At 34.0% G+C, this 24,752-nt stretch carries 23 protein-coding genes; 20 read left to right on the top strand and 3 right to left on the bottom strand.

All coding sequences use genetic code 11. The annotated features are described in order from the left end of the window. Positions 1-39 precede the first annotated feature (39 nt). Positions 40-1,119: a DNA replication/repair protein RecF gene (recF, locus tag AA088_RS06875; protein WP_046744559.1), complete on the top strand. Its 1,080-nt coding sequence runs from the start codon at positions 40-42 to the stop codon at positions 1,117-1,119. Positions 1,120-1,125: 6 nt separating this feature from the next. Continuing rightward, entirely contained in the window at positions 1,126-1,422 is a 297-nt protein-coding gene (locus AA088_RS06870; protein ID WP_046744243.1) for a DUF721 domain-containing protein, read from the top strand. Between the two features lie 153 nt (positions 1,423-1,575). Here AA088_RS06870 and AA088_RS06865 read toward each other — a convergent pair whose 3' ends face one another. Beyond that, on the bottom strand, positions 1,576-1,995 hold the full coding sequence (locus AA088_RS06865) for a nucleoside-diphosphate kinase (protein ID WP_046744242.1): 420 nt from the start codon (positions 1,993-1,995) through the stop codon (positions 1,576-1,578). Between the two features lie 176 nt (positions 1,996-2,171). Between AA088_RS06865 and AA088_RS06860 the strand changes: the two genes are divergently transcribed. From AA088_RS06860 to AA088_RS06835, 6 genes are all read left to right on the top strand, one after another. Continuing rightward, positions 2,172-3,185 (top strand): DHH family phosphoesterase, encoded by a 1,014-nt coding sequence (locus tag AA088_RS06860; RefSeq protein WP_046744241.1) that lies wholly within the window; start codon positions 2,172-2,174, stop codon positions 3,183-3,185. Between the two features lie 4 nt (positions 3,186-3,189). Next, positions 3,190-3,753, top strand: a complete 564-nt coding sequence (gene gldI / locus AA088_RS06855) for a gliding motility-associated peptidyl-prolyl isomerase GldI (RefSeq protein WP_046744240.1) — start codon at positions 3,190-3,192, stop codon at positions 3,751-3,753. A 2-nt stretch (positions 3,754-3,755) separates the two neighbouring features. Then, positions 3,756-4,964, top strand: coding sequence for a peptidylprolyl isomerase (locus AA088_RS06850; RefSeq protein ID WP_082106595.1), 1,209 nt, complete (start codon positions 3,756-3,758; stop codon positions 4,962-4,964). 204 nt (positions 4,965-5,168) lie between these two features. Next, positions 5,169-5,399, top strand: a complete 231-nt coding sequence (locus AA088_RS06845; RefSeq protein WP_046744239.1) for a hypothetical protein — start codon at positions 5,169-5,171, stop codon at positions 5,397-5,399. Positions 5,400-5,504: 105 nt separating this feature from the next. Next, positions 5,505-5,696, top strand: a complete 192-nt coding sequence (locus tag AA088_RS06840; RefSeq protein ID WP_046744238.1) for a hypothetical protein — start codon at positions 5,505-5,507, stop codon at positions 5,694-5,696. 185 nt (positions 5,697-5,881) lie between these two features. Continuing rightward, a complete protein-coding gene (locus AA088_RS06835) occupies positions 5,882-6,106 on the top strand; it encodes a hypothetical protein (protein ID WP_046744237.1) in 225 nt (74 codons plus the stop codon). A 37-nt stretch (positions 6,107-6,143) separates the two neighbouring features. Here the strand turns inward: AA088_RS06835 and AA088_RS06830 are convergent, their stop codons facing one another. After that, a complete protein-coding gene (locus AA088_RS06830) occupies positions 6,144-7,607 on the bottom strand; it encodes an aminoacyl-histidine dipeptidase (RefSeq protein WP_046744236.1) in 1,464 nt (487 codons plus the stop codon). A gap of 195 nt (positions 7,608-7,802) precedes the next feature. Here AA088_RS06830 and AA088_RS06825 point away from each other — a divergent pair, with 195 nt between their 5' ends. The 5 genes from AA088_RS06825 to AA088_RS06805 all read left to right on the top strand — a co-directional run bounded on the left by AA088_RS06825 (position 7,803) and on the right by AA088_RS06805 (position 14,528). After that, the gene (locus AA088_RS06825; protein ID WP_046744235.1) at positions 7,803-8,876 is read left to right on the top strand and encodes a DUF3810 domain-containing protein; all 1,074 of its coding nucleotides are present in this window, start codon (positions 7,803-7,805) and stop codon (positions 8,874-8,876) included. Positions 8,877-8,993: 117 nt separating this feature from the next. Then, positions 8,994-9,689 carry a hypothetical protein gene (locus AA088_RS06820; protein ID WP_156168468.1) on the top strand — a complete coding sequence of 232 codons (696 nt, stop codon included), beginning with the start codon at positions 8,994-8,996 and terminating at the stop codon, positions 9,687-9,689. 90 nt (positions 9,690-9,779) lie between these two features. Then, on the top strand, positions 9,780-12,749 hold the full coding sequence (locus tag AA088_RS06815) for an amidohydrolase family protein (protein WP_046744234.1): 2,970 nt from the start codon (positions 9,780-9,782) through the stop codon (positions 12,747-12,749). An 11-nt stretch (positions 12,750-12,760) separates the two neighbouring features. Continuing rightward, positions 12,761-14,062 carry an amidohydrolase family protein gene (locus tag AA088_RS06810; protein WP_046744233.1) on the top strand — a complete coding sequence of 434 codons (1,302 nt, stop codon included), beginning with the start codon at positions 12,761-12,763 and terminating at the stop codon, positions 14,060-14,062. 55 nt (positions 14,063-14,117) lie between these two features. Further along, the gene (locus tag AA088_RS06805) at positions 14,118-14,528 is read left to right on the top strand and encodes a hypothetical protein (protein ID WP_156168466.1); all 411 of its coding nucleotides are present in this window, start codon (positions 14,118-14,120) and stop codon (positions 14,526-14,528) included. A gap of 72 nt (positions 14,529-14,600) precedes the next feature. Here the strand turns inward: AA088_RS06805 and AA088_RS06800 are convergent, their stop codons facing one another. Beyond that, positions 14,601-15,404, bottom strand: coding sequence for a DUF6503 family protein (locus tag AA088_RS06800; protein WP_046744231.1), 804 nt, complete (start codon positions 15,402-15,404; stop codon positions 14,601-14,603). Between the two features lie 106 nt (positions 15,405-15,510). On the opposite strand from AA088_RS06800, the gene AA088_RS06795 reads away from it, so the two are divergent. The 7 genes from AA088_RS06795 (at position 15,511) to AA088_RS06760 (ending at position 24,750) form a co-directional block, all read left to right on the top strand. After that, a complete protein-coding gene (locus AA088_RS06795) occupies positions 15,511-16,323 on the top strand; it encodes a TrmH family RNA methyltransferase (RefSeq protein WP_046744230.1) in 813 nt (270 codons plus the stop codon). A gap of 84 nt (positions 16,324-16,407) precedes the next feature. Next, positions 16,408-18,621, top strand: a complete 2,214-nt coding sequence (locus AA088_RS06790; protein WP_046744229.1) for a RelA/SpoT family protein — start codon at positions 16,408-16,410, stop codon at positions 18,619-18,621. 439 nt (positions 18,622-19,060) lie between these two features. Continuing rightward, entirely contained in the window at positions 19,061-19,495 is a 435-nt protein-coding gene (locus AA088_RS06785) for a Fur family transcriptional regulator (RefSeq protein WP_046744228.1), read from the top strand. Positions 19,496-19,536: 41 nt separating this feature from the next. Beyond that, positions 19,537-20,808 (top strand): adenylosuccinate synthase, encoded by a 1,272-nt coding sequence (locus AA088_RS06780; RefSeq protein WP_046744227.1) that lies wholly within the window; start codon positions 19,537-19,539, stop codon positions 20,806-20,808. A 391-nt stretch (positions 20,809-21,199) separates the two neighbouring features. Further along, the gene (mutL, locus tag AA088_RS06770; RefSeq protein WP_046744225.1) at positions 21,200-23,065 is read left to right on the top strand and encodes a DNA mismatch repair endonuclease MutL; all 1,866 of its coding nucleotides are present in this window, start codon (positions 21,200-21,202) and stop codon (positions 23,063-23,065) included. A 3-nt stretch (positions 23,066-23,068) separates the two neighbouring features. Beyond that, on the top strand, positions 23,069-23,851 hold the full coding sequence (locus AA088_RS06765) for a rhomboid family intramembrane serine protease (protein WP_174442402.1): 783 nt from the start codon (positions 23,069-23,071) through the stop codon (positions 23,849-23,851). Next, positions 23,851-24,750, top strand: coding sequence for a rhomboid family intramembrane serine protease (locus AA088_RS06760; protein WP_046744224.1), 900 nt, complete (start codon positions 23,851-23,853; stop codon positions 24,748-24,750). The genes AA088_RS06765 and AA088_RS06760 overlap by 1 nt, the downstream gene beginning before the upstream one ends. Positions 24,751-24,752 lie beyond the last annotated feature (2 nt).

Raw genomic sequence — 24,752 nt, 5'->3', positions numbered from 1 at the left:
AATAATTTGCAATTTTATTGTAATGACGCTTCATTTTTCATGTTCCTAAAGAAATTATCACTTATAAATTACAAGAATTTCGATTCGAATTCTTTCGATTTTAACCCAAAAATAAATTGCCTCGTCGGAAATAATGGTGTTGGAAAAACCAATGTTTTAGATGCTATTTATCACTTGTCATTCGGAAAAAGTTATTTTAATCCTGTGGCAACACAAAATATTAAGCACGGAGAGGATTTTTTTGTTATTGAAGGTTTATATGAAAAGACGGAACGTGAAGAAAGCATCATTTGTTCGTTAAAAAAGGGACAAAAAAAAGTAGTAAAACGTAATGGAAAAGCATATGATAAGCTTTCTGAACATATTGGTTTTTTGCCTTTAGTCATTATTTCGCCAGCAGATCGTGACTTGATTATTGAAGGTAGCGATACACGACGAAAATTCATGGACAGTGTAATTTCACAATCCAATAAAAAATATTTACAAAATTTAATCAATTATAACAAAGTGCTTTCGCAGCGCAATTCTTTGTTAAAATATTTTGCCTTAAATGCTACTTTTGATGGGGACACCTTGTCTATTTACAACGAACAGTTATCACAAATAGGTTCTGAAATTTATGACGAACGAAAAAAATTTTTAGAGGCATTTGTTCCAATCTTCATGAAACGTTACAATGCTATTTCGAATCAAAAAGAAGTTGTAACTATTGTGTATAAATCGCAGTTACATGAGCATGGTTTTAAATTTTTATTAGAGGAAAACTTTGCAAAAGACAAAGTTCTTCAATATACTAGTGTCGGAATACATAAAGATGATCTTTCATTTACAATTGCGTCACATCCTATAAAAAAGTTTGGAAGTCAAGGACAACAAAAATCATTTTTAACAGCATTAAAATTGGCCCAGTTCGACTTTATTAAAGAGGTATCAAAAGTAACGCCTATATTATTATTAGACGATATTTTCGACAAATTAGATGAACAACGAGTAGCTAGTATTGTTTCTTTGGTAAATAATGACGATTTTGGGCAAATATTTATTAGTGATACACATGTAGATAGAACCGAAGCAATCGTGAAAGAGATTCATCAATCTTATGAAATTTTTAAACTTTAATTCATTTTGAAACAACGACATACTGAACATAGAAGCTTAGGAGAAGTTTTAAAAGATTTTGTTACCGAACACCATTTAGAAGATGGTTTGGATAAAATTGATGCTCGTGATGCGTGGCAAAAACTGATGGGAAATGGAATCAATACGTATACTACCAACGTGGTTTTAAAAAATGATACATTATATGTTTCTCTTTCATCTGCTGCCTACAGAGAAGAGTTGAGTTATGGAAAGGAAAAAATAATCAAAATGTTAAACGAAAGTCTTGGAAAAGAGTTAATTAAAAATTTAGTCTTAAGATAATTTTGAGTCCTAATTAACATTTGTGTGACACACAAAAACTGTAAAAGTAAAAATTAACAACTCCAAATAGTTTTCAATCTAAACTCCTTTAAAAACAAAAAAGCTTCAATCAAACTGACCGAAGCTTCTTTTGTATGATAAAGTATTTTTTCCTTAGAAAATTTCTCTTCCTGCAAAATGGAAAGCACCTTCAATAGCAGCGTTTTCGTCACTATCAGAACCGTGTACAGCGTTTTCTCCGATAGAAGTTGCATATAAATTTCTGATTGTTCCTTCTGCTGCCTCCGCAGGATTCGTTGCACCAATTAAAGTTCTAAAATCGCTAACTGCATTTTCTTTTTCTAAAATTGCAGCTACAATTGGACCTCTTGTCATAAATTCAACCAATTCCCCAAAAAATGGACGCTCTTTGTGAATTGCATAAAATTCTTCTGCATCACGTTTGCTCAATTGAGTTAATTTCATTGCAACAATATTAAATCCTGAAGCAGTAATCTTTTCTAAAATAGCTCCGATGTGTCCATTTTCAACAGCATCTGGCTTAATCATGGTAAAAGTTCTTTTTCCAGCCATTACGGTATGTATAAATTTATTATAAGTTCTTATTTTACAAAAATCCTTATCGATTTTCGGTGCAAAAGTACACAAATACAATTTATATACAACTCTATTTTACTATATTAGCCGGCTATGAAATTGGAAGTGTTGAAAATAAGCTCCTTTTTTAGTGTGAAACAAACATAATATTCATGAATAAAGCTGATATAGAAAGCGTTCAAAAATTACTAGAAACACCAAAGAATATTGTTATTATTCCTCATAAAAATCCTGATGGCGACGCTATTGGATCAACGCTTGCTCTCTGGCATTACTTGAAAAAGCAAGCTCATCAAGCTGTAATTATTTCGCCTAACGATTATCCTGATTTCTTAAAATGGATGCCTGGAGAAAGTACTATTATAAAGTTTGAATCAGAAACTGAAAAAGCTACAGAAATACTGAAAGATACTAATGTTATCTTTACGTTAGATTTTAATGATTTAAGTCGAATTGGCGACATGGAAGCTGCTGTTTCCGAAAGTGAAGCTACTTTTGTAATGATAGATCATCATCAACAACCAGCTTCTTATGCTAAAATTATGTACTCAGATACCGAAATGAGTTCTACTTGCGAAATGGTATATAATTTTATTGCCTTTTTAGGAGATGAAGTATTAATTGATAGCGAAATTGCCTCGTGTTTGTATACAGGAATTATGACCGACACAGGCTCTTTTCGTTTTCCTTCCACCACAAGTACAACTCACCGAATCATTGCTAACTTAATAGACAAAGGAGCTAAAAATGCAATGATTCACAATGCTATATATGACACCAATAACCTGAGTCGCTTACAACTTTTAGGATGTGCTTTAAAAAATTTGACTGTACTTGAAGAATATAGTACTGTATATATTACATTGAGTAAAGACGAACTTTCTCTCTACAATTTCAAAAAAGGAGATACCGAAGGTTTTGTAAATTATGGATTATCACTAAAAGGCATTAAATTTGCTGTGATTTTTATTGAAAATATGCAAGAGCCTTATATAAAAATCTCATTGCGCTCTAAAGGTGATTTTTCTGTAAATGAATTTGCTCGTGCTCATTATGATGGTGGCGGACATACAAATGCTGCTGGCGGAAGAAGTGATGCTACAATGGAGGAAACGGTTACACGATTCAAACAACTTTTAGAAACTTACAAAGAAGAATTAAATTAGTTTTATGTTACGAAAAATTGCTCTTTTTAGTTTGTTATCCTTAGGGATTATTTCCTGTGCTCAGAAAGAAGCTAGAAGACCCGTAAGTGTTCGTTCTGGTACTTTTTTAAAAGAATCTGCTGAACGAAACAAAGCGTTAATCGCTCAAGAAGAAGCAATGATTCAAAATTATATTTCGAATGACTCTGTAAACACTTACCTAGCATCTCAGAATGGTTTTTGGTACTTTTACAACGAAAAATCTTCGCAAGAAAACTATATACCACAACCTGGTGACACACTTAGTTATTCTTTATCAATTTCTAAAATAGAAGGGAATTCTATTTACGAAAAAGAAGAATTAGGCATTCAAGAATATGTAGTAGATAAGCAACAAACGATTGCTGGTTTACGCTACGGATTACAGTTAATGAAAAAAGGGGAAACAGTTACATTTCTTTTTCCTTCTCACATAGCATACGGATATCACGGCGATAACAAACGTATAGGAACTAATGTTCCAATTCGATCAACAATCACTTTATTAGATATTAAAAAAGATAACTCAAACTTAGAAACAGACAATTAATCATGAAAGGATTATTTACAAAAATGACTATGCTTGTTGCTATTATTGCAACAACCTTTATTTCCTGCACAAGCGCACAAGACTCCAAATTAGAAAATGGATTGTATGCTGAAATTAAGACTAGCAAAGGAACGATGCTTGCCAAGCTATTTTACAAAGAAGTTCCGGTTACTGTAGCTAACTTTGTCGCTCTAGCTGAAGGAACACACCCTAAACTAGCCGACTCATTGAAAGGAAAACCGTATTATAATGGTGTTATATTCCATAGAGTCATGGACAAATTTATGATTCAAACAGGTGATCAAACAGGAACTGGACGTGGAAACCCTGGTTTCCGCTTTATGAGTGAGTTTGATGTAAACTTACTACATGACAAGCCAGGTGTATTATCGATGGCAAATTCTGGTGGATTGGGCACGAATGGAAGTCAGTTCTTTATTACGGAAGTTCCGTATCCGAGTTTGGATGCTTTTGACGCAAATGGAAATATAAAACCTTGTGAACAACCACGAGGTGTGAGTTGTCACTCTGTTTTTGGGCAATTGGTAGAAGGAATCAATATTCAAGATAGTATTTCGAACGTAAAAGTTGGTATGGGAAACAAACCTGAAGAAGATGTGATTTTACAAGAAGTAAACATCATCCGTAAAGGAAAAGATGCCAAAGCATTTGACGCTGTGAAAGTATTTGAAGAATTAGAGCCAAAATTAGCCGAAAGACACCAGTCAATCATCGACAAACAATTGGAAGAGAAGAAAGAGCAAGCAAAACTTTCTGCAAAAGAGTTTAAAGAAAAGAACAAAGATTTAGGAGATGATTTTTATGAATCACCAACAGGAATGGTCATGATTACAACCAAAAAAGGTTCTGGTGTTACCCCAAAATCAACTGATCGTGTAAATATTTCCTGCGCAGGTTATTTGGAAAACGGAAAACTTTTTTACACTAATATCAAAGAAGTTGCACAAGAAGGAGAAATATATAATGAAGTAGCTGATCATCGTGGCGCATACAAGCCTTTCGCTTCTGTGTACAACACAAGCGCGCAATTAGTTCCTGGTTTTAAAGAAGCCGTATTACGCATGGAAGTTGGTGAAAAAGCAAGAGTTTTTATCCCTTCATTCTTAGGGTATGGCTCAAGACCTAATGGCCCAATTCCTCCAAATTCTAACTTAATCTTCGATTTAGAAATTGTAGATATTGCTGAATAACATAATGCATGTACTTATAAGTATAAAGCCCTTCTCTGAAAGGGCTTTATTTTTATCAATATCTTTGTAATGTATTATATCATGATTGTTAGTACTGTTTAACCTTATCTCTTTTCAGGAAAAACACGGAATAAATAACGTATTTCGCCTCTTTTCTATTTCAGAACCTCTTCTGATATTTGAGTATAACCAAAATTTAATGTCATGAAAAAACAAAAGATTTCATTACAACTTCGAAAACAAAAAATTTCTTCTCTTTCAGAAAAACAAGTTCAAGGTGGAGCTATAACAACTCTCACAATTCCGATTGTTACCATTCGTCCAACGTGTATCTCTGTTCAGGTTAATTGTGAATCAATTATTATTGATTGTCCTATAATTACAGCCGCTTCTGTATGCTGTCCAACAACTCAACCTCCAACATATATTTGTTAAATATGTTTATTTTCAGGAAAAACACGCTGATAGTTACATATTTTTTCCTGTTTTGAGATGTTGTACTCTGAATGATATTTGCATTGAAACAAAAAATATCATTTTATGAAAAAACAAATCAAAAAATTAAACTTGAACAAAATCAATTTAGTAAAGTTTGAAAACGAAAACGGAGTAAAAGGTGGAGCAGATTCAGCTTATTGTTGGACGAAACCTTTCAACATGTGTATTTTATCCAAAAAAGATCTGGATTGCAAACCACAAGAACCTATCAAACTAACACTAAGAAGTTGTTAAAAATTAAAAAAGCTGTCCAACATATTGGACAGCCTTTTTTTTATAAATTTTCTTTAAATAGATTCTGGTGAATATGCTTTGTAAAATTTCTTAAGGAAAAACACGGTTACTTTCTTATTTCTTTTCCTGTTTTAAGGTTTCATTGACTGCTTCATCTTTGCAATGAAACAAAAAATACATATCTCATGAAAAAACAACGTAAAACGTTAGGTTTAAAAAAACAAACAATTTCTGCTTTAGAAGCTAAATTAGTACATGGAGGCGCACCAACTACACTCACAATGGTGACAATGGATAAAGGTTGTATCAGTCAGCAAGGCTGTGACCCAATCCCTCCTCAACAACCAGACACTACAAATTTATCATATTCTAATTGTGGTGACTGCGGCGGAAGTTGGCTAAACTGTTAATAAAAAAAGCTCCCAAAAAGGGAGCTTTTTAGTTTTATTATTTCTTTGGAATGTTCTTTAAAATTTCCAGCACGTATTTCCAATATTTTTGGGTAGAAGAAATACTAGCACGTTCATCTGGTGAGTGTGCTCCTCGAATATTTGGCCCAAAGCTAATCATTTCCATATCTGGATAATTAGTTCCTAAAATACCACATTCTAAGCCTGCATGACAAGCTGCTACATGAGGTTCTTCTCCATTATTTAATTCCTTATATAAATTTACCATTACTGGTAAAATTGAAGCATTCATGTTTGGAGCCCAACCAGGATACGAACCAGAAAACTCTACTTCACAGCCCGAAAGTTCGAATGCTGCTCTTAATTTAGTAGCTAAATCCATTTTTCCTGTTTCTATTGAAGAACGAGTTAAACAACCTACTTTTATTTGACCATCTTTGATACGTACTCGTGCAATATTGTTAGATGTTTCTACCAACTCTTCAATATCTGGACTCATGCGATATACTCCATTATGAGCGGCGTATAACGAACGTGTAATTCCTTCTTGAACCCCTAATTCCATTACTCCTTTTGGCATTGTAGTTTCCTCTACTTTTATTTCCAATTCTTCTTCAATGGAAACATACTCTTTCTTTATAGCATCAATCAATGTTTGCGTTTCAAATTCAAAAGCTTCTTGATGCACTTTATCTACCACTACTGTAGCTATACTTTCTCTTGGAATTGCATTTCGGAGACTTCCTCCATCAATTTCTGCAATTCGCAATCCAAAATTTTCAAAACCATCAAATAACAAACGATTCATGAGTACATTGGCATTTCCAAATCCTTTATGAATATCCATACCACTATGTCCTCCTTGTAATCCACTGATTTTTATAGAATATGCAATTACACTTTCTGGCAAATCTTCTACAAGGTACGAACGTGTAGCTGTTACATCTATTCCTCCAGCACAACCGATTCCAATTTCATCATCCTCTTCCGTATCTAAATTCAACAAAATCTCTCCTGAAAGTAGTCCTCCTTTTAAGCCCATTGCTCCTGTCATGCCTGTTTCTTCATCTATCGTAAATAATGCTTCTAGCGCAGGATGAGGAATGTCATCACTTTCTAAAATCGCCATGATTGTAGCAACACCAAGTCCGTTATCTGCTCCTAATGTTGTTCCTTTTGCTTTTACCCAATCTCCATCCACAAACATATCGATTCCTTGCTTGTCAAAATCGAATTCAGTATCTGCATTTTTTTGATGTACCATATCCAAGTGTGATTGCATCACAATTGGTTTGCGATTTTCCATTCCTGCTGTGGCTGGCTTTTTAATGATTACATTTCCAATTTCATCAACAACAGTTTCTAACCCAAGATTTTCTCCAAAATTTTTCATAAAAGCGATAACACGCTCTTCTTTTTTTGAAGGTCTAGGCACTGCATTCAGATTAGCAAAATTATTCCAAAGCTTTGTAGGTTCTAGCGTTCGTATGTCTTGACTCATTCTTTAGTATTTATGATTGTGTTTTTAGAGTCACAAAGGTAAATGTTTGATTCCAAATTGCCTATTTTACTAGAGAGAGGTTTTTCAATAGGCATCTTTATGTCAAAAATATCACGTTCAATCTACATTGTGACATAGTTTTTTTTATATTAGCTACGTATCATTTACCCGAATGATGAACAAATGTATTGCTTTATGACCAAGAGGACGAAACTACTAATTGCTTTATCTTTCCCTGTTCAATTTATTTTGATAAAGATATTGTCTTACTATCCCGAATTTATAGAAACATATTATAGTAATGGAATTTATCCCTACATTTCAAAAACATTTCGGATTGTTTTTGGTTGGATTCCTTTTTCGATTGGCGACATTTTTTATACCATTGCTGGAATTTTGATTATTCGGTATATCTATAAAAATTATCGCTTGTTCCGCAAAGAGTGGAAACGAATAGCGCTGGATACATACATTGTCATCACTATTGTATATTTTGCTTTTCATTTATTATGGGGCATGAATTATTATCGTTTGCCTTTATACAAATCGTTAGAGTTAGATAGAAAATATACAACCGAAGAACTGGTTAGCTTTACAGAAAAAGTCATTGCTAAAGCCAATACTGTACAACTTCAAATTACTCAAAATGACACAACTAAGGTTGAAATTCCTTATAAAACGAGTGAAATTTTTACCAAAACCCAAGCAGGATATACCAATTTAAGTGAGCAACAACCTCAATTTACATTTACACATCCAAGTTTAAAAACCTCTTTGTATAGTCGTTTTTTAACCATAATGGGATTTAGCGGATATTTAAATCCTTTTACAAATGAAGCACAGATTAATAGAAAAATTCCTGTGTATAAATTTCCCGTTACAGCTTGTCATGAACAGGCGCATCAAATAGGATATTCTGCTGAAAATGAAGCCAATTTTATTGGGTGCATGGCTGCTTTATATAATGAAGATATTTATTTTCAATACGGAGCATATAACTTTATGGTTTGGCATTGTTTAAAAGAAGTGCACAACAGAGATTCTAAAGAATATGAGCGTTTACAAAAAACACTTAATTTAGGAATTCAAAAAAATTATGATGAAGTGCGTGCCTTTTGGAATGCACATAAAAATCCGTTGAAACCTTTGTTTAAATATACGTTTGATCAGTTTTTAAAGGCAAATAATCAATCAAAAGGAATTTTAAGTTACAGCTATGTGGTTTCTCTTTTAGTGAATTATGATAAAAAATATCCTATAATTCCTTAAATACCAAAGCGTATTTTTTTTCGTTTTCTTTTTATGTACAGACTTCTTCTTTTTGTATGTTTTATATGTTTCGCTTGTGCGGAAAAAACCGAAAATCGTACAAAAGTCGCGGTAAAAATGACTGTTACTCAAAAAGAGACAGCCCTTATTTCCGATTCCAACACGATAGATTCTACCAATTTAGGAATAAACTTTACAGCAAAAGGAGATTATAATAGCATCAAACAATCTATACAAATTGATCGTGTTTACTTTCTACGGAAGTATCAACAAAACAAAGAAAAAGCAATCGATTCTGCTTCACAGTATGTATACCACAAACTTCTAAATGATATTATTCCTCATTGGTATGGAACTCCTTGGGATTTTAATGGACACACACATATTCCAAATACTGGAGAAATTGCGTGCGGCTATTTCGTATCAACCACGTTAAAACATGTTGGTTTTCAACTAAACCGCTATAAAATGGCTCAGGAAGGAGGCATGAACGAAGCTATTACATTACAAACTAGTTCAAAACTAAAAATATATCGAAACATTTCTGCAGAAACACTCAACGAAGAATTAAATAAAGTATACAACGACGGATTATATTTTGTAGGATTAAGCAATCATGTGGGATATCTAGTCATTCGCAACAAAGAAATTTACTTTTTGCACTCTAGTTATTGCGACAACAAAGTATTAATAGAAAAAGCTCTTACTTCTAGTTGTTTTCAAAGTGATATCTATGTAATTGCAGAAATTTCTTCCAATAAAAAGCTTATTGAAAAATGGATTACAAATACTGAGATTCCAATTCATAAATAAACGTTAAAAAAATCTAAAAACCTCTTACTTAGTGCATTCATAGCGTATCTTTAAACGTTTAACTAATCTAATTAATCTAATCATAAAACAATGAACAAACCTTACTTGTTGCTGTTTGTCATTCTGTGTAGTTTCTCCGCCTTCGCTCAAGAATATTTTCCGAAGAATGATGGAGTCAAAACTGATACAAAGACCATAACAGCATTTACCAATGCAAAAATTTATGTAACACCTTCGCAAATAATTGACAACGGAACACTTGTCATTAAAGATGGAAAAGTGCTACAAGTAGGAACCAATATCTCTGTTCCAAAAGGAGCTGTTGTTATGAATCTTAACGGAAAAACAATTTACCCTTCATTTATTGATCCGTTTTCAGATTTCGGGATTGAAAAACCAAAAAGAAACAGAAATTGGAGAGAAGCCCCACAATACGATGCTGGTCGAGAAGGCTATTATTGGAATGATCATATTCGACCAGAAACGAATCCTTTGGAAGAATTTACTTTTGACAATAAAAAAGCTAATGAACTTCTCAAAGCAGGATTTGGAACTGTAAACACTCATAAACATGACGGAATTGTTCGTGGAAACGGAATTTTAGTCGCCCTGAATACTTCGGGAGATAATAGCACGCGAATTTTAGATGATCGTTCTGCTCAATATCTATCGTACGAAAAAAGTGCAGCTTCAAGGCAATCCTATCCAACATCTTTAATGGGCGCAATGGCATTAATACGCCAAATGTACCATGACGCAGATTGGTATGCTAAAGGAAATGCAAATCGTACAGACCTAGCATTAGAAGCTTTAGTAGCAAATAAAAATTTGGTTCAAATCTTTCATTCAGGAAGCAAACATAATAGTATCAAAACGGATGCGATTGGCGATGACTTCGGAATTCAATACGTTCTAGTTGGTGATGGAAGTGAATATGAAAATATTGATGCGATGAAAGCTACAAATGCATCATTTATAATTCCTGTAAATTTCCCTAATGCTTATGATGTTTCAGATCCGTATGCATCAACTGTGTTAGAATTGGAAGATATGAAACATTGGAATCAAGCACCTGCTAATCCAAAAATGCTCTCTGACAAAGGAATTACATTTAGCTTTACCCTACACGATTCTAAATCTGGAAAAGAATTTATGAGTAATATTCATAAAGCAATCGCTTATGGTTTGGATAAAACTAAAGCTTTGGAAGCATTGACAACGATTCCTGCTCGCATTCTAAAACAAGAAGATAAAATTGGAAGTTTACAAAACGGCCGCCAAGCCAATTTTATAATAACCTCTGGAGATCTTTTTGATAAAGAAACTGTAATCTATGAAAATTGGGTACAAGGAAATCAAAATATCTTTAGTGACAAATCTTTGGTTGATCTTCGCGGAAAGTACGACCTCAACATAGCTGGAAAAACATACCAACTTGCCATTACTGGAACACCTGAAAAGTTAAAATCTGATGTCATTATAGATTCATTACAATTAGGATCAAAACTTTCGTTTTCTGATGGCTGGCTACAGTTGCAATTTACCACACCTGACACTACAAATACTGGTTTTATTAGACTGACAGCTTCGGTGAAAAATCCAACCTATATTTCAGGAAAAGCAGTATTAGATACAGGATATGAAACCACCTTCAATGCAACGCAAAAAGCAACCTCTTCATCAGAAGAAAAAGACAAAAAAGAAAAGCAAGAGGAAACTCCTGAAATGCTTCCTATTTCTTATCCTAATGGTGCGTATGGATCAACAACATTACCTCGTCAAGAAACCATTTTATTCAAAAATGCAACTGTTTGGACCAATGAAAAAGAAGGAATTCTTCAAAATACAGATGTTTTAGTGAAAGATGGTAAAATAGCACGAATCGGCAAAAATATCAGTGCTAGTAATGCTAAAATTATTGATGCCACAGGAAAACATCTAACTGCGGGAATTATCGACGAACATTCGCACATTGCCGCTTTTGCAATCAACGAAGCAGGACATAACTCCACTGCAGAAGTAAATATGGCAGATGTTGTAGATCCTGAAGACGTTGATATCTATAGAAACCTTGCAGGAGGTGTAACTACAATCCAGTTGTTACATGGTTCTGCCAATCCAATTGGTGGTCGTTCTGCTATTTTAAGTTTAAAATGGGGACGCTCAGCAGATGAAATGTTGTTTAAAGATGCCGATGGATTCATCAAATTTGCATTGGGAGAAAATGTTAAGCAAAGTAATTGGGGTGATACAGAAACCACTCGTTTCCCACAAACTCGTATGGGTGTTGAACAAGTTTTCACAGACTACTTTCAACGTGCCAAAGAATATGAAGCAAAAAAGAAATCAGGAAATTATCGCTATGATATTGAAATGGAAACGATTTCAGAAATTTTAAATAGCAAACGCTTTGTATCATGCCACTCCTACGTTCAAAGTGAAATCAACATGTTAATGAAAGTTGCAGAAAAATTTGGTTTCAATATCAATACTTTTACACACATTCTAGAAGGATACAAAGTAGCCGATAAAATGAAAGAACACGGCGTAGGTGGTTCTACTTTTTCTGATTGGTGGGCATACAAATACGAAGTAAACGACGCAATTCCATATAATGGAGCAATCATGCATAATCAAGGAGTTCTTGTTGCTTTTAACTCTGACGATGCAGAAATGTCTCGTAGATTGAATCAGGAAGCCGCAAAAGCTGTTAAATATGGAGGTGTATCCGAAGAAGATGCATGGAAATTTGTAACATTGAATCCTGCTAAATTGTTACATATTGATGACAAAGTAGGGAGTATAAAAACAGGCAAACAAGCAGATTTAGTGTTGTGGACAGATCATCCAATGTCAATTTACACAAAAGCACAAACAACCATGATTGAAGGAACGATTTACTTTGATTTAGAACGCGATACTCAATTACGTAGAAACATTCAGAATGATCGTGCCAAACTCATCAATATGATGCTTCAGGAAAAAGGAAAAGGCATGAAAACACAGCCTGTAAAAAAGAAAGAAAAAATACACAATCATTGTGACACTGGACAACTTTAATCTATTTTGTGATGAAAAAATATCTATTCATATATTCAATTTGCATAAGCTTATGTATAAGTTTTACAGGGCTTGCACAGCAAACACCAGCTCCTAAACAAGCACAAGCCATTTCAATTGTTGGAGCCACAGCACACATCGGAAACGGAACTGTCATTGAAAATGCGACCATTGTTTTTGAAAATGGGAAAATAGTTCGAATCGGATCAGCTGCATCCACTCGAACAGATGGAAAAATTATTGATGCCAAAGGAAAACACATTTATCCTGGATTTATTGCGCCAAATTCTACGCTAGGCTTGGTAGAAGTAGATGCCGTAAGAGCAACTCGCGACCAAGACGAAACAGGTAGTTTTAATCCGCATATACGAAGTCTAATCGCATATAATACAGAATCAAAAGTTGTGGAAAGTTGTCGCCCTAATGGAATTTTAATAGCACAGGTAACACCTCGTGGTGGACGTGTTTCTGGGACTTCCTCCATTGTACAATTGGACGCTTGGAATTGGGAAGATGCAGCCTTAAAAGCAGATGACGGAATTCATATAAATTGGCCCAATGATTACACAAAAGGTAGATCATGGCTTGGCGAATCTAGAGGTTTACGCCCTAATGAAAATTATTCTAAACAAGTTCAAGAGATACAAAAAACCTTTGATGAAGCCGCAGCTTATCTAAATGGTGACCGAAGCCCAAAAAATCTACCTTTTGAAGCAATGAGTGGCTTACTAAAGGGAACTCAATCACTATTTGTTCATGTAGAATCAGAAAAAGGAATTTTAGATGCGATTGATTTTGGAAAGAAAAACAAGTTAAAAATAGTAATCGTTGGAGGATACAATGCACATAAAGTGGCTAATGAGCTACGTTTACATAAAGTTCCTGTATTATTACACAGAACACATTCTGTTCCTGAGTTAGATGACGAAGACTACGATTTGTCATACAAAAAAGCAAAGTTATTAATGGATGCTGGCGTGCTTGTTGGGTTGGAAAACAGCGGGCAGATGGAACGTATGAACACACGTAACCTTCCTTTTTTAGCTGGAACAGTTGCAGCGCATGGTTTGAATAAAGAAAAAGCATTGCAATTGATTACTTCAAATACGGCACAAATCTTAGGAATTAATGATCGTTTAGGAACATTAGAAGTTGGTAAAGATGCTACTTTATTTGTAAGTGAAGGAGATGCATTGGATATGCGCGGAAATATCTTGACACATGCATTTATCAATGGTCGTGAAATTAGTTTGGAAACACACCAAACAAAATTATGGCAACGTTACTCTAAAAAATATAGTGAAAAACAGTAACTTTAATAAAAAAATTGAAATATCTATGTTTATAGAATTGTAAAATAGCTTTGTTATGAAAAAGATACAAAAATTAACATTCGTATTAGGACTCGCAATAGTTTGTCAAATGTCTGCCCAAGAGCAAGCAGTCACTATGAATAAAGACAATCCTACCATTGAAAATTTTCAATTACCAAGTTTTACTGAGTTATCAAATCATATTGCCACTGAGTATACGACTACACATGAAAGATTACCAAATTTAGCAAACATTGGCGAACATATTCAAAAAAGTATCCCTCAAAACAGGTTCGATGAAAATAGTATTTCTGCTACGTTTCGCAATCTAACTTCAGAGCACTCCATCTTACCAAATATTAGTTCTCAACGTTTCCAATTGAGAAATAGTTTAAACAACATCATGTTTAATGGATTTGATATCAATCAATTGCATCTAAACGAAGCCTATAGAGGTCAATTTTAATTAAACAATATAAAAAAACCTCTTCCATATGGAAGAGGTTTTTTTAATACTTTTTCTTTTTCAATATTCAATTTATTCCCTTGGCACTACAACCGCATTTTCTGGCAGTGCATATGTATCATTACTATATTCTTTATCTGTTAACACTACGTTGGTAAATGTAACTGTATTTCTAGCCTCTGTTACTTTACCTGTATCGTCCGTGTGATACCAAGTAAGTGTTTTAGGCAATAAAACACCTTTTACTTTTTGCCAATCTCCATAGCGAATATAACTAACTTTATCACTTGGTTCTCCGTTAAAATAGGTTACCGTATAACCTAACCATTCCATTTGATAACTTTCTGGATCATAATACAAGAAATAATTATCTTCCGGAGAATCTCCTATGTTTTCTCCATATGAAACTTTAATTCCTGGATACAAAACGCCATCATACAACAAACTGTCTGTTTTTTCATAGGTAATTCCATCATCTCCCAATACAAAAGGCATTGCATAAAAGTAGAAATATAAATTGTGGTAAAAACGGGCATTACTTCTAAAGGCTGTTGAATCTTTTTGAGCTAACCATACATCTTTTCCATCAAAACCGATTGTAAAGTTTTTTCCATCAATACGAGTTTTCCTAGAAGGCAAATCAGTAGTGTGTTTTTCTAAATGGTCAGGCTTTACCATTTCATACACTAGAGTTTGAGCTTTGTTCCATTGACTAATCCCTCCATGCGCATCAAAAACCTTCTCTAAATTTTCAGGATATTTTTTAGTAATTGCGTTTAGCACTGTGTTAGATTCTGAAGCAACAGGCTTCTTTGTTTGCTCGGCACAAGCAGTTAATAAAAGTGTTCCTAATAAGAAACATAAATTTCTTTTCATTTGTTAGTTTTTTTCATATAAACAATTCAGTCGGAACTAAACATACTTCATTACACAATATCAATTAATATGAATAAAAAAATAAACTCTTTTTTATCTTTGCAACATGTACAAGCAAATCTCAAGCACACAAAATACAACTATAAAATACATTTTACAGCTTCAAGAGAAATCAAGAAATCGTAAAAAAGAAGGAAAATGTATCTTAGAAGGTTTTCGGGAATTATCTCTTGCAATGGAAGGCAACTATACCATAGAAACTATTTTATTCTATCCTGAGATTTGTCCACAACCTCACATTCAAGAACTCATCAAGAAAGCTTCTAATTCTCCCGAATATATTGAAATCACAAAAGAAGTCTATCAAAAAATTGCATACCGCAGTAGCACTGAAGGCGTATTAGCAATTGTTCATACCAAAAAACATACTCTATCCAACCTTCAACTATCTAAGAATTCTCCGCTCATTCTTGTGGCAGAAGCTCCTGAAAAACCTGGAAATATTGGTGCCTTACTTCGCACAGCAGATGCTGCAAATGTTGATGCTGTTTTAATAGCCAATCCTAAAACAGACCTCTACAACCCAAACATTGTTCGCTCAAGTGTAGGGTGCGTATTTACCACTCAAATTGCTACAGGAAGTACCTCTGAAATTATTTCATTTCTCAAAGAAAAAAATATAGCGATTTATTGCGCTGCTCTTACAGCTTCAGAACCCTATCACCATCAAAACTTTACAAAACCTAGTGCAATTGTTGTTGGCACAGAAGCTACAGGTTTAAGTGATGAATGGCTGTCAAACTCTTCGCAAAATATCATTATCCCAATGCAAGGAAAAATAGATTCGATGAACGTTTCAGTAGCTGCAGCAATCCTTATTTTTGAAGCCAAACGGCAACGTAATTTTGAAGCGTTTTAAGAGATAAAAATACCCAATCTATTTTTCATTTTTATTCATACAACAAACTTGTTTGTTACATTTCTTTGTAGTAATTTTAATTATATGACAGAAATTGATATCGAAAAAGAAAATGCTGCGATTGCCAAACAGTACAAGGAACTGTTACGCATCAGTTATCAAGTGCTTTCTGCGGAAGACAAAAAAGTAATCCGAAAAGCATTTGATGTTGCTGTTGACGCACATAAAAATCAGCGAAGAAAAAGTGGAGAAGCTTATATATTTCATCCCATTGCAGTTGCCAAAATTGTAGCTTCTGAAATTGGTATGGATGCTACTTCTATTGCTTCTGCCCTATTACATGATGTTGTGGAAGATACTGAATATACGTTGGAAGATATTGAGCGTATGTTTGGAATTACTGTTGCCAAAATTGTCGATGGATTAACCAAAATCTCGCATCTAAAAAAAGATAAAGATGTGTCAATGCAAGCGGAAAACTTCCGTAAAATGCTTTTGACTATCCACGACGATGTACGTGTAATTATTATCAAAATTGCCGATCGTTTGCACAATATGCAAACAATGGAATCAATGCCTGCTCATAAACAAGTCAAAATTGCTTCTGAAACATTGTATATCTATGCTCCTTTGGCGCACCGTATTGGGCTGTATAATATTAAGACTGAACTAGAAGATTTAGGGCTAAAATATACAGAACCAGAAGTTTTTAACGATATCCAAAACAAAATTGAAGAAAGTAAAGAAGAACAACAACAATATATTGATAACTTCTCTTCAATTATAAAAAATTCATTGGATAAGGAAAATTTAACCTACGAAATTAAAGGTCGTTTCAAATCCATTTTTTCTATCCGTAGAAAAATGGTTAAGCAAGGTGTTACTTTCGATGAAGTATATGATAAATTTGCCATCCGTATCATCTATGAAACCGAAGATTTAAGCAATGAAAAATTCCTAGCTTGGAAAATATACTCAATTGTAACAGACCATTTTCGCCCGAATCCGGTGCGTCTTCGTGATTGGATTTCTTCTCCTAAATCTACAGGATATGAGGCTTTGCATATCACTGTCATGGGACCTAAAGGTCGTTGGGTAGAAGTCCAAATTCGCTCACACCGCATGCATGAAATTGCAGAAAAAGGATATGCTGCACATTTTAAATACAAACAAGGAGATCAAAAAGAACACGGACTTGAACCTTGGTTAAATAAATTACAAGAAGCTCTAGAAAACCAAGAAGCTAATGCAGTAGATTTTGTTGAGCAATTTAAGTTGAACTTATACGCTAAAGAAATCTTTGTATTCACTCCTACCGGAGACCTAAAATCGCTTCCTAAAGGAGCTACTCCTTTAGATTTTGCTTTTAGTATTCACACCGAAGTCGGATCTCGTACTCGTGGCGCTAAAGTAAACGGAAAATTAGTTCCGTTAAGTCATGAACTTAAAAGTGGAGACCAAGTAGAAATCATAACATCAGACAAGTCTAAGCCAAATGCAAACTGGCTCGACTATGCGACAACTTCTAGAGCGCGTTCCAAAATTAAATCGTCTTTACGTGAAGAAAAGAAGGAAATTGCCGAAGACGGGAAAGAAATTCTACGAAGAAAGTTAAAACAACTTAAAATTACACTTGATGAAAAATCAATCAATGAACTCGTAAGCTATTTTAAATTAAAAACAAGTTTAGATTTATTTTATCGTGTTGGAATTGGGACAATTGACAACCAAAAGCTAAAGGATTTTGCCGCACAACGCAGTAGTAGCTTTTTCAAATTTTTTAAAAATAAAATTCGCAGAACACCTTCTATTCCGCAAGAAGAAATTGACACCCCAGAAATATCAAATCGTTATGATTTGATTGTTTTTGGAAAAGAAGAAGAAAAACTAAATTATAAACTGGCAAGTTGTTGCAATCCTATTCCTGGAGATCCTGTATTTGGTTTTGTCACTGTTAATGATGGAATTAAAGTTCATAAAAAAGATTGCCCAAATGCAGTAAGTCTACAAGCAAATTATGCGTATCGTATTATGAACGCTAAGTGGATTGATTCTTCTCAAGAAGAATTTACAGCACTATTAGAACTTACAGGAATTGATAATATAGGGCTCGTAAATGATGTAACGAAAATCATTTCGAACAATATGCATGTAAACATCAGAAACATCAGTTTTGAAACTAATGATGGAATTTTTATTGGAAGAATTACTGTAATTGTTAAGAACAATACTATTCTCAAACGATTGATTATGAATTTACAAAAAATCAATGGTATTGAAAAAGTTACGCGAGGATGAAACACCTTTTAAAAGATTCATTAAAACTAATAGGTAGTATTTGTTTAATTACATTTTTTTCTAAAAAAAAGATTGTTTTAAAAAAGTAGTATTAAATATTGAAAATTCATTTAAAAATAGTTTTCTCAGGATTCACTACAAATTTGAAACAATGATGATTTTACCCTATAAATACAATCATTGAACATTTATAAAAAAGAAGACAGCTATACATTCCAAAAATTTTGGATTGGAAATTAAACACACATACATCTTTGATTAACAGATTTATATATTTTTAGTTCACTATTTACAGCTAGCAAATAAAGAAATCATTAAATGAGCCTTTCAAAAGGCTGTTACTACAATGGTATATCTAAATTCTACTTCAGAATATATTCCTAATATCAAAAATAAATGTAACTTTGTTCTTTAATCTTCAGCATAGAGGCAACTATATATGGATGAGAATAATCAAGAAATTGTAAAGAACGTTTTTACGAAGTTTTTAGAAGACAATGGTCATCGAAAAACTCCTGAACGCTTTGCAATACTACAAGAGATTTACGAAAGCGAAGAGCACTTCGATATCGAATCGTTGTACATCAAAATGAAAAACAAAAATTATCGCGTGAGTAGAGCTACACTTTACAACACAATTGAGCTTTTGTTAGAAAGTAACTTGGTACGCAAACATCAATTTGGGCAAAACCAAGCACATTACGAAAAATCATATTTTGACAAACAACATGATCATATCATTTTGACAGATTCTGGAGAAGTAATGGAGTTTTGTGACCCAAGAATTCAAAGCATAAAAAAAACAATCGAAGAAATTTTTGATATCGATATTCACAATCACTCATTATATTTTTACGCAACGAAGAAAAAATAATTGCACAAGCAAACACAAACAACACAAACTAATTTAATACAATGGCAGTAGATTTACTACTCGGACTTCAATGGGGAGACGAAGGCAAAGGAAAAATTGTTGACGTTCTTACCGCAAACTACGATATTATTGCACGCTTTCAAGGTGGCCCAAATGCAGGACATACACTAGAATTTGATGGAATTAAACACGTACTCAGAACCATTCCTTCAGGAATTTTTCATGAAACAGCTACCAATGTGATTGGAAATGGCGTTGTGATTGATCCTGTAGTATTCAAAAAAGAATTAGATGGATTAGCGCAATTCAATATTGACATTCAAAAAAAGTTAATCATCTCTAGAAAAGCACACCTAATTCTGCCTACGCATCGCTTACTTGATGCTGCTTCTGAAGCAGCAAAAGGAAAAGCTAAAATTGGTTCAACACTCAAAGGAATTGGCCCAACATACATGGACAAAACTGGTAGAAACGGAATTCGTATAGGTGATTTGGAACTAGACAATTGGCAAGAAAAATATCGCTCATTAACCAACAAACATGAAGCAATGATTGACTTCTACAACGTAGATGTCCAATATGATCTTGCTGAAATGGAAGCGGAATTTTTTGAAGCTGTCGAAGTATTGAAAACATTACAGTTTATCGATAGTGAAGAATATCTTCATCAAGCACAAAAAAATGGAAAAACCATATTAGCAGAAGGCGCACAAGGTTCATTACTTGATATTGATTTTGGAACGTATCCTTTTGTAACTTCTTCCAACACAACAGCTGCTGGCGCATGTACAGGTTTAGGTGTTCCACCAAATAAAGTACAAGATGTATTTGGAATTTTTAAAGCATATACCACTCGTGTAGGCTCTGGTCCTTTCCCTACAGAACTTTTTGATGAAGTTGGTTCAGAAATGGCGCGTATCGGACACGAATTTGGTGCAGTAACAGGGCGACCAAGACGTTGTGGATGGCTGGATTTGGTAGCGTTAAAATATGCTTGTCAAGTAAATGGTGTTACACAATTAATGATGATGAAAGGTGATGTACTTTCTGGATTTAAAACCTTAAAAGTATGTACTGCATACAAATACAAAGGTCAAACCATCTCACATTTACCTTACAATATAGAAGAAGAAAATGTAGAACCAATCTACACAGAATTTAACGGCTGGAAAGAAGATTTGACAAAAATGACCAATCCTTCACAATTTCCAAAAGAGTTGAATGATTACATCAACTTTTTAGAAAAAGAACTGGAAATTCCAATCAAGATTGTTTCTGTTGGACCCGACAGAACACAAACGATTCATAGATAATTAAAAAGCTTCCAAATTGGGAGCTTTTTTTTGTGTCATTTTTAAGGGTTTTAACATTTTTTATGGCTTTAGGAATGGTTTTTGTTAAGTTTTTAGGTAACTTTGATATTAACTAGTAAAGCGATTTTTATGTTAGGCGGATTCTTTAAAAAGAGAAAAAATAGAACTTTCAATTATACTCCTCAGTACTACAAACCTGAAGAAGAACGTTCCTTGCCCGATAGAAGTTTTGCTAGGTACAGAAGAGCTTGGGAAGATGCTGGCGAAGCAAGTAGAAACAGAAAAAATTCAGAAGTCTCCATACGTCTGGTTATTATATTTTCAGTCTTGGTTTTTATTGCACTTTATCTTCTAGACTTTGAAATATCAATCTTTTTTTAGACAGTAATTCATGGCAGACATAATAAAGCTTTTACCCGATCATGTAGCGAATCAGATTGCCGCAGGAGAAGTGGTACAGCGCCCTGCATCAGTAGTAAAAGAATTACTTGAAAATGCAATTGACGCTAAAGCAACCGAAATTAAACTGATTGTTAAAGAAGCAGGGAAAACACTCGTACAAGTTATTGACAACGGATTTGGAATGAGCGAAACTGATGCACGTCTTTGTTTTGAACGACATGCAACATCCAAAATCCGTACTGCTGAAGACTTGTTTAATTTACACACTAAGGGTTTTCGTGGAGAAGCCTTGGCTTCAATTGCCGCAATTGCACACGTAGAGTTACATACGAAGAAAGAAGAAGTCGAATTGGGTTGCCGTATCAAAATTGAAGGTAGTAAGATTATCTCGCAAGAAGTTGTTACGACACCTACAGGAACCTCAATTGCGGTAAAAAATCTATTTTATAATATTCCAGCACGACGTAATTTTTTAAAATCTGACGCTGTAGAATTGCGACACATTATCGATGAATTTCAACGAGTTGCATTGGCACACCCTGCTATTTCTTTTGTGTTATATCACAATGGAAATGAATTATTTAATCTTCCTGTAAGTAACATTCGTCAGCGTATTGTAAATATTTTAGGAGGAAAAACCAATGAAAAGTTGGTTCCTATTAATGAAGATACAGATATTGTAAAAATCAGTGGTTTTGTTGGAAAACCTGAATTTGCTAAAAAGAATCGGAACGAACAGTTTTTCTTTGTAAACGATCGTTTTATCAAAAGTCCGTATTTGCATCATGCAATTGGCGCAGCGTTTGAAGGCTTACTCAAGGAAAAAATGCAACCGAGTTATTTCATCTATTTAGAAGTAAATCCAGAAACGATTGATATCAATATTCATCCCACAAAAACAGAGATTAAATTTGACGATGAACATTCGCTCTACGCAATGTTGCGCGCTACGGTAAAACATAGTTTGGGACAATTTAATATTGCTCCTGTTTTAGATTTTGATCGTGATGCCAATTTGGATACGCCTTATAATTATAAAGACAAACAAGCTTCTATTCCAAATATTCAGGTAGATCGCAGTTTTAATCCTTTTTCCAATGAAAAAAAAGGAATAGGAAACACGGCAACAGCTCCGAGATATACACACTATAAGAAAGAATCAAATGAAGGTTGGGAAAGTTTATATGTTGGCTTAGAATCAAAATCGAATGGAAATACTGCTTTTTCTACTGAAAATATAGAATTTGAATCGGAAGAAGTGACAAGTTCTTTATTTACCAATGAAGAGCAAAAAGAAACACTAACCTATCAATTACATCGAAAATATATTGTAAGTTCAATCAAATCGGGCATTGTGGTTATTGACCAACACAGAGCACATCAACGTGTTTTGTATGAACAATTGCTACGAAATATTACAGTAAGTGATGCCGTAAGTCAGCAGTTATTATTTCCTGTCACCTTGACGTTTTCTACTAGTGAGATTGCGCTTTTAACAGAAGTAAAGGAAAGTTTAGAAAATATTGGTTTCATGTTTAGCAATATTGGCGACGACAGTATAGAACTTTCTGGAATTCCGTCCAATATTTCTGAGAGCGAGTTACAAATTATCATTGAACAAATGTTAAACGATTTCCAAGGAGAAATTCCAGATGCTGGATTTAGTCAAACCGATGTTTTGGTCAAATCATTGGCAAAAAGTATGGCGATTCGAACAGGAAAAAAACTCGAAATTGCCGAACAAGAAGCACTAGTAAACAACCTATTTGCTTGTAAAGAACCCACTATTTCACCTTTTCAAAAAACTATTTTCATCACGCTTAGCGTAGATGATCTCGATAAAAAATTCATATAAGGTATGATGCGAATTACCGACACTGTAAAACATTTAATCATTATTAATGTCATTCTTTGGCTTGCCACTATGATATTACTAGAAAGAGGTATTGACTTAGTTTCTTTACTTGCGTTGCATTTTCCGGAAAATCCAAACTTTCGGTTTTGGCAACCTGTAACGAGTATGTTTATGCACTCAACAGAGAGTCCAGCACATATTTTATTCAATATGATTAGTTTGTGGATGTTTGGTTCTGCATTGGAAATGCGTTGGGGAAAAATAAAATTTCTTAGTTTTTATATGATTACTGGAGTGGGCGCTGGCCTCATACACACCTTAGTGAATTATTACGAATTTCATACAGCACAGAATTTATTACTAGAAAGCGGATTTTCCATAGCTCAAATAAATGAACTTTTCCAATCTTCATATGAAGGTTTTTATAATATACTAAATTCTAACGCAAGTAAAATTATAGATGCGCAAGCAGTTTATAATAATGGAATATCATATTATGTACCGGCACTTGGTGCTTCAGGCGCATTGTATGGCGTGTTAGTCGCTTTTGGAATGATGTATCCAAATACAGAATTGATGTTATTATTTTTACCAATTCCGATTAAGGCAAAGTATTTCATTCCCGGACTACTTTTGTTAGATTTTATTGGCGGAGTTGCAGGTGGCTTCAGTTTATTTGGCGCTGGAAAAATTGCTCATTTCGCTCATTTAGGAGGAGCTTTATTTGGCTTTTTGCTTATGTGGTACTTTACTAAAACACAGTTTAACAAAAATCGTTGGGACTGATGGACTCAAAAACACGCATATTAACTACGTTTCGTGGATTCAATGCATATGAAAAACTGATCGCGCTTAATATTGCCATTTTTGCAATTGTAGCTGTATTTAGTGCCGTTTATCATATGTTTACGAAAGATTATGTTTCGTTTTTTTACGATTACTTAGCTCTTCCAAAAGATCTAGGTGAATTACTTGTAAAACCTTGGACGATCGTTACCTATGCATTCATGCACGGCGGTTTTTTTCATTTAATTTTTAACTGCATTGGCTTGTATTTTACAGGACGTATTTTTTATATGTTTTTTACTGAAAAACAATTTATTACCGTTTATGTTTACGGAATTTTTGCAGGCGCTTTGGCATTTTTGCTTGCTTATAATTTACTACCTGCTTTTGCGGGCGACAGAGCTACTTTAATGGGTGCTTCTGCAGCTGTTTTGGCAGTTACAGCGGCAGGCGCTACGTATGCTCCAAATTTAATCGTGAATTTATTTGGTGTATTTCCTATAAAATATTGGGTACTGGCCATCTTACTCGTCATTTCATATATTGCTTCCATTCCGTATGACAATGCTGGCGGTCATTTTGCGCATCTAGGCGGATTATTAATTGGCTATATTTTTGTAAAACAATTACAAAAGGGAAATGATATAGGAATAGGTTTTGAGCGTTTTTGGGATCGACTGAACGCTTTTTTTACAACAAAAAAGAAATCTCCTTTGAAAACAGTATACAAAAAAGAGGAGAAAAAACGTTCTACTACTACCAAAAGCAGCGCATCAACTCCATCTTCGGAAAAACAGCAAAAAATTGACGCTATTTTAGATAAAATTAGTAAGTCTGGTTATGAAAGTTTGACCAAAGCTGAAAAGGATTTTTTGTTTAAAGCTGGAAAAGATAATTAATC

This window comes from Kordia zhangzhouensis, assembly GCF_001005305.1.
Taxonomy (GTDB): domain Bacteria; phylum Bacteroidota; class Bacteroidia; order Flavobacteriales; family Flavobacteriaceae; genus Kordia; species Kordia zhangzhouensis.
The sequence above is the reverse complement of the archived record's forward strand: the minus strand, read 5'-3'. Positions and strand labels throughout refer to the sequence as shown.

Bases quoted from the DNA above. Each gene is read 5' to 3' on its own strand.
- recF (WP_046744559.1), top strand. From the start codon at position 40: ATGTTCCTAAAGAAATTATCACTTATAAATTACAAGAATTTCGATTCG.
- AA088_RS06865 (WP_046744242.1), bottom strand. From the start codon at position 1,995: ATGGCTGGAAAAAGAACTTTTACCATGATTAAGCCAGATGCTGTTGAA.
- AA088_RS06860 (WP_046744241.1), top strand. From the start codon at position 2,172: ATGAATAAAGCTGATATAGAAAGCGTTCAAAAATTACTAGAAACACCA.
- gldI (WP_046744240.1), top strand. From the start codon at position 3,190: ATGTTACGAAAAATTGCTCTTTTTAGTTTGTTATCCTTAGGGATTATT.
- AA088_RS06850 (WP_082106595.1), top strand. From the start codon at position 3,756: ATGAAAGGATTATTTACAAAAATGACTATGCTTGTTGCTATTATTGCA.
- AA088_RS06845 (WP_046744239.1), top strand. From the start codon at position 5,169: ATGAAAAAACAAAAGATTTCATTACAACTTCGAAAACAAAAAATTTCT.
- AA088_RS06840 (WP_046744238.1), top strand. From the start codon at position 5,505: ATGAAAAAACAAATCAAAAAATTAAACTTGAACAAAATCAATTTAGTA.
- AA088_RS06835 (WP_046744237.1), top strand. From the start codon at position 5,882: ATGAAAAAACAACGTAAAACGTTAGGTTTAAAAAAACAAACAATTTCT.
- AA088_RS06830 (WP_046744236.1), bottom strand. From the start codon at position 7,607: ATGAGTCAAGACATACGAACGCTAGAACCTACAAAGCTTTGGAATAAT.
- AA088_RS06825 (WP_046744235.1), top strand. From the start codon at position 7,803: ATGACCAAGAGGACGAAACTACTAATTGCTTTATCTTTCCCTGTTCAA.
- AA088_RS06820 (WP_156168468.1), top strand. From the start codon at position 8,994: ATGACTGTTACTCAAAAAGAGACAGCCCTTATTTCCGATTCCAACACG.
- AA088_RS06815 (WP_046744234.1), top strand. From the start codon at position 9,780: ATGAACAAACCTTACTTGTTGCTGTTTGTCATTCTGTGTAGTTTCTCC.
- AA088_RS06810 (WP_046744233.1), top strand. From the start codon at position 12,761: ATGAAAAAATATCTATTCATATATTCAATTTGCATAAGCTTATGTATA.
- AA088_RS06805 (WP_156168466.1), top strand. From the start codon at position 14,118: ATGAAAAAGATACAAAAATTAACATTCGTATTAGGACTCGCAATAGTT.
- AA088_RS06800 (WP_046744231.1), bottom strand. From the start codon at position 15,404: ATGAAAAGAAATTTATGTTTCTTATTAGGAACACTTTTATTAACTGCT.
- AA088_RS06795 (WP_046744230.1), top strand. From the start codon at position 15,511: ATGTACAAGCAAATCTCAAGCACACAAAATACAACTATAAAATACATT.
- AA088_RS06790 (WP_046744229.1), top strand. From the start codon at position 16,408: ATGACAGAAATTGATATCGAAAAAGAAAATGCTGCGATTGCCAAACAG.
- AA088_RS06785 (WP_046744228.1), top strand. From the start codon at position 19,061: ATGGATGAGAATAATCAAGAAATTGTAAAGAACGTTTTTACGAAGTTT.
- AA088_RS06780 (WP_046744227.1), top strand. From the start codon at position 19,537: ATGGCAGTAGATTTACTACTCGGACTTCAATGGGGAGACGAAGGCAAA.
- mutL (WP_046744225.1), top strand. From the start codon at position 21,200: ATGGCAGACATAATAAAGCTTTTACCCGATCATGTAGCGAATCAGATT.
- AA088_RS06765 (WP_174442402.1), top strand. From the start codon at position 23,069: ATGATGCGAATTACCGACACTGTAAAACATTTAATCATTATTAATGTC.
- AA088_RS06760 (WP_046744224.1), top strand. From the start codon at position 23,851: ATGGACTCAAAAACACGCATATTAACTACGTTTCGTGGATTCAATGCA.